The following is a 7,995-nucleotide window of genomic DNA, read 5'->3' on the forward strand; positions in this document are numbered from 1 at the left end:
CAAGCTCGTCCAGGAAGAAGGCTATGAAGGCTTGACCATCCGCAAGCTGGCCAAGCGGGTCGGCTATGCGCCGATGTCTGTCTATTCCTACTTCGCCGACAAGCAGGACATCCTCTTCGCGCTGGCCGAGGACGCGTTCGAAACGCTCGCCCGGCGCATCGAGGAGCACCCGTCCGACGATCCGATCGAGGCCTTGCAGGCGGTGATGACCGAATACGCTGCCTTCGGGCTCGGCAATCCCAATGAGTACCGCACCGTCTTCATGACCGAAAAGACCAAGCTGCCGGAAGGCAGGAGCTACGAGGACATGGAGGAAGGCAATCCGGCGATGAAGGTGCTGATCAGCAGGGTCGAGGCCTGTGTCGCCGCCGGCAAATTGCACGGCGATCCGCGCGCCATTGCCACCATGCTGTGGGCGGTCGGCCATGGCACGATCTCGCTGTTGATCACTTTCCCCTTCTATCCCTTCGGCGACGCGCAGGCTTTCGTGAAGCGGATGTGCGACTTCACCCTTGCCACGCTCAGCACGCAAGACGTGCCGCCGTTGACCGAAAAACCGGTCAACTGCTGAGCGCCCGCCCTTTCGGTTTCGCAGATTTCCACGCCGACCTGGCACCCAAATCGGCGTCGAATTTCTTGGTTAACAAAAAACTACCGTACGTGTACGATTCTCCCTTGAACTTCGCGATCGACGGACGTATTTGTACGAAGTAACGTACATGTACGGAACAAATTCGCCCGTCGAACACGGAGACTGACCATGAAAAAGATACTCCTCACCCTCGCCGCCGTGCTGGCACTTTCGGGTTCGGCTTTCGCCGCCGGCACCAGCCAGCCGGTCAAGCACCCGACTGCGGCGACCTGCGTCGACACCAAGACCAATGTGAAGCTCGATTGCGCTTCGACCGGTTCGGTCGACAAGAAAGCTTCCACGGAAGCCACGACCAGCGGCAAGGGCCCGCGGCTCGGGATCACGGTGAACCCGTGGATCATGCCGAGCGCCTACTGAGATTTCGGCCTACCAAGATTTCGGAAAGTCGGTTCTGGCCGGCTCAGCCGGCCAGACGGTGATTCAGGCGATCGAGACCGGCAGCTTGGTCGCTGAACTTTCGAAGGCCGCATCGATCAGCTTCTGCATCTCGGCGGCGCGCCGGAAAGACGGATCACCGTTCCGTCCCGTGTCCAGCGCATCGGCGAAGCGCTGGGCATTGTGCTTGACGTCAGGCGGCGTCAACGTCCGCCAACGGTGCAGATCGACGTCATCACCCAGGCAAGCGGACAGCCGCGAAACCTTGCCGTCGGTCTCGACCTTGATCGCGCCCTTGGTGCCGTGCAGGGCCAGCGACAAATCATTGCCATGGCCTGTCGTGTAGCGGCTGGCCATGATCGTGGCCAGCGCGCCTGAGCTGAGCCGCGCCGTTATCGCCAAGCTGTCATTGACGTCGAGCACATAGTCGCCGACGCGGTCGCCCTCGGCCTTCGGAAACGTCACCAGATCGGCATGCACGGAGACGATATCCTCGGCCGCCCCATAGGTCGCGAAGTCGAGGATATGGATGCCGACATCGCCCAGCACGCCTGTCGAACCGTGCCGGCTCGACAGGCGCCACAGCCATTTGTCGTCGACCCGCCAGTCGCCCCAGAACTTGCTGACCAGCCAGCTTTGCCTGTAGCTGGCCTCGACGTGGCGCAGCTCGCCGATCTCACCGGCCCGCACCATGCGCCGCGCCTCCTGGATCACCGGCGTGTTGCGATAGGTCAGGTTGACCATGTTGACGAGCCCGGACGCCTCGGCGGCTTCGCTCATCGCAAGCGCATCGGCATGGTTCGGCGCCAGCGGTTTTTCGCAGAAGACATGTTTCCCGGCGGCCAGCAGGGCCAGTGTCGTCGCCTTGTGAACCTGGTCCGGCGTCGCGTTGATGGCGGCATCGAACTCGCCCCAGGCGATCGCCGCTTCGAGGCTCTCGAAGAAAGTGCCTATTTTGTTGGCGGCGGCGAACGCTGCCGCGCGGCCCGGCAGACGATCGACGCAAGCGACGATGGTGCAGCCCGGGACCTGACCGAACTCCTCGATATGGTGTGCGGCGATCCAGCCGGTGCCGAGCAGAAGCAGGCGGTGCATCAGCTCAACCCCTTGTCACCGTCGGCATGCAGGCGCAGGCCTTTCTGGACGATCTTCTCCTTGGCCTTGTCCGTCGGCACATTCGGCGCGTTGGTGATGCCGGCCCAAGCCGGGGCCGGATTGTGTGCCCAATGCACGGCGTTGCGCAGCACCTGCTGAACGCCTTCATTGTGATAGATCGGATAGGTCTCGTGGCCCGGCGAGAAGTAGAAGATCTTTCCGGCGCCGCGCTGATAGGTCAGGCCGGAGCGAAACACCTCGCCGCCCTCGTACCAGGAGATGAACACCGTCTCCAGCGGCTCGGGCACCGCGAACGGCTCGCCATACATTTCCGTCTCGCCGATCTCAAGGCATTCGCCGATGCCTTGCGCGATCGGATGGCCGCGATTGATCGCCCAGACCCGCTCGCGCTCGCCCGCCTCGCGCCATTTCAGCGAACAGGGCGTGCCCATCAGCCGCTTGAAGATCTTCGAGTAGTGGCCCGAATGAAGCACGATCAGCCCCATGCCTTCCCAGACCCGCTTCTGCACGCGCTCGACGATCTCGTCCTTGACCTCGCCATGGGCGGCATGGCCCCACCATATCAGCACGTCGGTGGCAGCCAGGCGCGGCTCGCTCAGGCCATGTTCGGGTTCCTGCAAGGTGGCGGTGGTGGCCTCGATGCCCTTGTCCTGGTTAAGCGCGCCAGCAATGGTGCCATGCATGCCAAGGGGATAGAGGTCGCGCACGGCGGCATTGGTCTGTTCATGAACATTCTCGCCCCAGACAACAGCTTTTATCGGCATTTTTCCTCTCCAAAGCGCTTTGAATATCGCATCTTCGGAGGTGTTGGGAAGATGCCTTCAACCGGAATCTGCTAAATCAGGGCTTGCGGGTCTTGCGTCCGGCCACCGTCTTGGCCTTGCCGGGCTTGGCGGGTGCACCGGGGATCGCCGAACTGGTGATGGACACCGGATCGCTGGCAGGGAACGTATCCTCGAGGCCTTCCTCGAGTTCCTCTTCGGTGTCGGCCTCTTGATGCCGCTCATGTTCGAGCGAACGGACCGCCGCGGTTTTCGGAGATTTCGGCGCGGACTTCGACGGCATCGGCATTTCTCCCTCGACTTGTCGCCGCACAACGGACGTGGGCGGCAAACGTTCCGAGGTCAGCCGGCGGCGTCGCGGGCTCCCTCGGACAGGAAAGTAAAGACATAGTCCGAGAAGGAACGCCAGCACTCGACCCTGAAGGCGTCCTCGGCCGTGCGCAACAGCACGATCTCGGCCTTGCCCAGGATGGTGCGCGAAGCGGCGCCCACCGGAAAGGCCTCGAGCGACAGATCCTGCGGGCAGCCCGAATTGATCGCGGCTTCCGCCGCCGGACCGGTGACGGATATCGCGATGTTGCGATGCGAGATACCGACCGACGAGTGCAAGGCGGAAACCTCCGCGCAATCGGCGAGCGGGTCCTTGCCGGCCTCGTCGATGACAAGCCACTCGTCCGGCCCAAGCCACAGCGCCGTACGCCCGCCTTTCGACGCCGAGGTTTTCGGCTGCTTCGGCAAGGTCACGCCGAGCGCCTTCGACAGGGCGGGGACCGAAGCCTCCGGCGCACGCAGCGAAATGCGCTCGGCCGGTGGCAGCACTTCGACCTTGGCACCTGTCGCGGAGACGGTGCGCCCGGCCAATGCCGAACGCCGCTCTGCCGAGGGCGAAGCCGTCGCGGCCGTCCTTGCAGCAGCCTTAGCCATTGAGGCGCCCTCCCGTCTCGTCAAAGAACACCATCCCGGTAACCTCCACTTCGATCACCCCGTTCGGCATCGGCACGTAGAGCGTATCGCCCATCCGGTGACGTCCGCCGGCGACCAGCGCCAGTGCGATGGAACGGCCGCAATTCTGCGACCAATAGCTCGAGGTGACGTGGCCGATCATCTTCATCGGAATCGCCTGCTTCGGGTCCTCGACGATCTGGGCACCCTCTTCCAGCACCACCTTGGGGTCCTTGGTCTTGAGGCCGACCAGTTGCTTGCGGCCCTTGGCCACCAGATCCGGCCGCGCCATGCCCCTGATGCCGACGAAGTCGACCTTCTTCTTGCCGACCGCCCAGTCGAGACCGGCATCGTTTGGCGTGACCGTGCCGTCCGTATCCTGGCCGACGATGATGTAGCCCTTCTCGGCGCGCAGCACATGCATCGCCTCAGTGCCGTAAGCGGTGGCGTCATGCTTCTGGCCCTCGGCCCACAACGCTTCCCAGACCGCCTGGCCATAGTCGGCCGGCACGTTGACCTCGAAACCGCGCTCGCCGGTGAACGACATGCGGAACAGCCGTGTCGGCACGCCGCAGATCTTGCCTTCGCGCACCGACATATGCGGCAGCGCCTCGTCAGACATGTCGATGCCTTCGACCAAAGGCGCGATGATGTCGCGCGACTTCGGCCCTTGCACCGCAATCACCGCCCACTGTTCGGTGATCGAGGTCAGCCAGACATTGAGATGCGGGAACTCGGTCTGGAGGTAATCTTCCATGTGGTTCATGACACGCGGCGCGCCGCCGGTCGTCGTCGTCACATGGAAGCGGTCCGGCGCCAGCCGGCCGACGACACCGTCATCATAGATGAAGCCGTCCTCGCGCAGCATGATGCCATAGCGGCAGCGGCCTGGCTCCAGCTTCTCCCACGGGTTGGTGTAGAGCAGTTCCATGAACTTGGCCGCATCCGGGCCGACCACTTCGATCTTGCCGAGCGTCGATGCATCGAACAGCCCGGCCTGGTTGCGGACGGCGACGCATTCGCGGTCGACCGCCGCATGCATGTCCTCGCCGGCTTTCGGGAAGTACCAGGCGCGCTTCCACTGGCCGACATCCTCGAACACCGCGCCTTGCGCCTCGGCCCAGGGATGGATCGCGGTCTTGCGGGTCGGGTCGAAAAGCGGGCCGCGCGCATGGCTGACGATCGCGCCGAAGGTGACAGGTGTGTAGGGCGCGCGGAACGTGGTCAGCCCAACCTCGGGGATTGGCTTGCCCAGCGTCTCGGCGGCGATCGCCAGGCCGTGCATGTTGGAAGTCTTGCCCTGGTCGGTCGCCATGCCGTTGGTGGTGAAGCGCTTGACGTGCTCGATCGAGCGCATGCCCTCATGCACCGCCTGGCGGATGTCCTTGGCGGTGACGTCGTTCTGGAAATCGACGAAGGCCTTGACCGTCGTGTCCGGCCCGGCGCCGGGTGCCGCACCCAGCATGCCGCGCGACCAGCTCTCCGAGGCATCCACCTTCGGCTTGGTGCCCTTGGCTGTCTTGGCGCCGGCATCCTTGGCCGCCTTGGCGCCAGCCGCATAGGCCTCGTCGACCGTTGCCGACAGCCCGTCGGTGCCGTTGCAGGCGCCGACCGAAATGCAGTCCTGCGCGTAAGTGCCCGGCACGAAGCGCTTGGTCTCGTCATTGAAGGCGACCTTGCCGCGCGACTGCGAGAACAGATGCACAGACGGCGTCCAGCCCGCCGACATCAGGATCGCATCGACGGGAACAGTGCGTTCGCCGCCGCCATTCTTCGCCTGCACCGTCATCGACGACACGCGCAACTTGCCGCCGGCGCGGATCACCGCGCGACCGAAATTGATCTCGATGCCGAGCGCCCTCGCCTCGTCGATCACCGGGCAGGTCGGGTTGTCGCGCAAATCGACGATCGCCGCCACGTTGACGCCGGCCTTCTTCAGGTCGATCGCAGCCGCATAGGCCGAATCATTGGCGGTGTAGACGCCGACATTCTTGCCGACGGCGACACCATAATGGTTGAGGAAAGTGCGCGCCGCGCCCGCCAGCATGACGCCCGGCCGGTCGTTGTTGGCAAACACCATGTGTCGCTCGATGGCGCCGGAGGCCAGCACCACGCGCTTGGCGCGGACCTGCCAGAGCCGCTCGCGCGGCAGGTCGTGGCCCGGGGCCTTCAGGTGATCGCTGACGCGCTCGACCAGGCCGACGAAATTCTGCGCGTAATAGCCGAACGCCGTCGTACGCGGCAGCACGCGGACATTGTCCATCGCACTCAGCCCGGCGATCGCCGCTTGCGCCCAGGCAAAGCCGTCCTGACCATCGATCCTGGCGCCGCTCTCGAAGCGCAGGCTGCCGCCGAATTCGGCCTGTTCGTCGGCGAGGATGACGCGCGCGCCGGTCTCTGCCGCGGCAAGTGCCGCCGCGATACCGGCCGCACCGCCGCCCAGCACCAGCACGTCACAATGCGCGTAGCGCGAGGAATAATGGTCGGGATCGGGCTTGTCGGGCGAAACGCCAAGGCCGGCGGCTTCGCGGATCTTCGGCTCGTAAAGGCTCTTCCAGGCGGCCTTCGGCCACATGAAGGTCTTGTAGTAGAAGCCGGCCGAAAACAGCGGCGATGCCAGGTCGTTGACGGCGCCGACATCGAAGGACAGCGACGGCCAGCGGTTTTGCGAATTGGCAGCGAGCCCGTCATAGAGCTCCTGCACGGTGGCGCGCACGTTAGGTGTCTTGCGCGCGTCATCACGCACGATCTGCACCAGCGCGTTGGGCTCTTCCGCGCCGGCCGACAGAATGCCGCGCGGGCGGTGATACTTGAACGAACGGCCGACCAGATGCACGCCGTTGGCCAGCAACGCCGAGGCCAGCGTGTCGCCCTCGATGCCGGTGTAGGACTGGCCATCGAAGCTGAAGCGGGCGGTCTTGGCCTGGCTGAGGCGCCCGGCGCCGGGAATGCGCAACGCGCCGCTCATTTCGCAACTCCGGGCAGCTTGGAAGGCTTGGGCTCGCCGGCCTTGTAGGTCAGGACGAACTTGTCGGTGACGGTGTCACGCACCGCATTGAAGAAGCGCGCGCAGCCGTGCATGTGCCGCCAGCGCTCATAGATGATGCCCTTTGGGTTCGACCGGATGAAGAAGAACTTCTCGAAGTCGTCATCACTCTCGCCTGATATGTTGGCCGAGCGCGCTATATGCGCCTCGCCGGCGTTGCGGAATTCGAGCTCCGGGCGCTCTTCCTCGCAATAGGGGCAGCGGATGAGAAGCATCGTGTTTGATCCTACAATTCGCCGTGGCCGACGCGCGCGCCGGCGGGTTGATCGCAAAGCTTTTGGCCCATGGCCATAAACGGGGCGACGAGCCGCAGCCGCTCCTCGACGCTTGCCGCGGCACGAAACAGATCGCGGTTGGCCATGTTGCCGAGCGTCAATTGCAGCGGGTCGGTGGTGACGATCACGCCACGCGGCGTGAAGTCCTCGTCCTCATCCAGCTCGGGCGGCCGGCCTTCGAAGAACATCACCACTTTCTGGCCGCCACTCCAGACGCAGGTGAGCGTCCCCTCATCGACCGAAAACGGCCATCCGGCTTCGTTGCCGGCGCGCGCAATCGGCTGCAGCCGCACCTCCGCCACTGTCGGAAAATGGAACATGCCTTGTTCTCCCGCCAGCATCAGCGGCATAGCGACAGCCATCTGCGCCATCATCAGTGCGCCACCGCCGCCGCCGCCGCCTCGTCGATGAGGCGGCCGGTGCGGAAGCGTTCGATGGTGAAGGGCGCATTGATCGGATGCGGATCGTCCTTGGCGATGGTGTGGGCAAAGACATGGCCCGAGCCCGGCGTCGCCTTGAAGCCGCCCGTGCCCCAGCCGCAATTGACATAGAGGCCCGGCACCGGCGTCTTGGCCAGGATCGGCGAGCGGTCGGGCGTGACGTCGACGATGCCGCCCCACGAGCGCAGCATCTTCATGCGCGTGAAGATCGGGAACATCTCGCAGATGGCGTCGAGCGTGTGCTGGAGAATGTGAAGCCCGCCGGTCTGCGAATAGGAGACATACTGATCGGTGCCGGCGCCGATCACCAGTTCGCCCTTGTCAGACTGCGAGATATAGGCGTGCACCGTGTTCGACATCACCACGC

General features: G+C 64.5%; 10 protein-coding genes. 2 read left to right on the plus strand and 8 right to left on the minus strand.

The genetic code is table 11. The annotated features are described in order from the left end of the window. Both EOA36_RS19815 and EOA36_RS19820 read left to right on the plus strand, forming a co-directional pair. A partial coding sequence (locus EOA36_RS19815; RefSeq protein ID WP_145969229.1) for a TetR/AcrR family transcriptional regulator occupies positions 1-571 on the plus strand: 571 nt, incomplete at its 5' end. 189 nt (positions 572-760) lie between these two features. After that, on the plus strand, positions 761-1,009 hold the full coding sequence (locus EOA36_RS19820) for a DUF680 domain-containing protein (RefSeq protein ID WP_127279068.1): 249 nt from the start codon (positions 761-763) through the stop codon (positions 1,007-1,009). 63 nt (positions 1,010-1,072) lie between these two features. On the opposite strand, the gene EOA36_RS19825 is transcribed toward EOA36_RS19820, so the two are convergent. From EOA36_RS19825 to EOA36_RS19860, 8 genes are all read right to left on the minus strand, one after another. Then, positions 1,073-2,122: a Gfo/Idh/MocA family oxidoreductase gene (locus tag EOA36_RS19825; protein WP_127279069.1), complete on the minus strand. Its 1,050-nt coding sequence runs from the start codon at positions 2,120-2,122 to the stop codon at positions 1,073-1,075. Beyond that, positions 2,122-2,907, minus strand: a complete 786-nt coding sequence (locus EOA36_RS19830; RefSeq protein ID WP_127279070.1) for a ThuA domain-containing protein — start codon at positions 2,905-2,907, stop codon at positions 2,122-2,124. The genes EOA36_RS19825 and EOA36_RS19830 overlap by 1 nt, the downstream gene beginning before the upstream one ends. A gap of 76 nt (positions 2,908-2,983) precedes the next feature. Then, positions 2,984-3,208, minus strand: coding sequence for a hypothetical protein (locus EOA36_RS19835; RefSeq protein ID WP_127279071.1), 225 nt, complete (start codon positions 3,206-3,208; stop codon positions 2,984-2,986). 59 nt (positions 3,209-3,267) lie between these two features. Beyond that, complete coding sequence (locus tag EOA36_RS19840; RefSeq protein ID WP_127279072.1) at positions 3,268-3,849, minus strand: sarcosine oxidase subunit gamma; 582 nt, start codon at positions 3,847-3,849, stop codon at positions 3,268-3,270. Then, positions 3,842-6,835, minus strand: coding sequence for a sarcosine oxidase subunit alpha (locus EOA36_RS19845; protein WP_127279073.1), 2,994 nt, complete (start codon positions 6,833-6,835; stop codon positions 3,842-3,844). The genes EOA36_RS19840 and EOA36_RS19845 overlap by 8 nt, the downstream gene beginning before the upstream one ends. After that, on the minus strand, positions 6,832-7,128 hold the full coding sequence (locus EOA36_RS19850) for a sarcosine oxidase subunit delta (protein WP_127279074.1): 297 nt from the start codon (positions 7,126-7,128) through the stop codon (positions 6,832-6,834). The genes EOA36_RS19845 and EOA36_RS19850 overlap by 4 nt, the downstream gene beginning before the upstream one ends. Before the next feature lie 11 nt (positions 7,129-7,139). Continuing rightward, on the minus strand, positions 7,140-7,562 hold the full coding sequence (locus EOA36_RS19855; RefSeq protein ID WP_127279075.1) for a hypothetical protein: 423 nt from the start codon (positions 7,560-7,562) through the stop codon (positions 7,140-7,142). After that, a partial coding sequence (locus tag EOA36_RS19860) for an FAD-dependent oxidoreductase (RefSeq protein ID WP_127279076.1) occupies positions 7,562-7,995 on the minus strand: 434 nt, incomplete at its 5' end. The genes EOA36_RS19855 and EOA36_RS19860, both read right to left, overlap by 1 nt.

It is taken from the genome of Mesorhizobium sp. M8A.F.Ca.ET.021.01.1.1, from assembly GCF_003998025.1.
Lineage (GTDB): Bacteria > Pseudomonadota > Alphaproteobacteria > Rhizobiales > Rhizobiaceae > Mesorhizobium.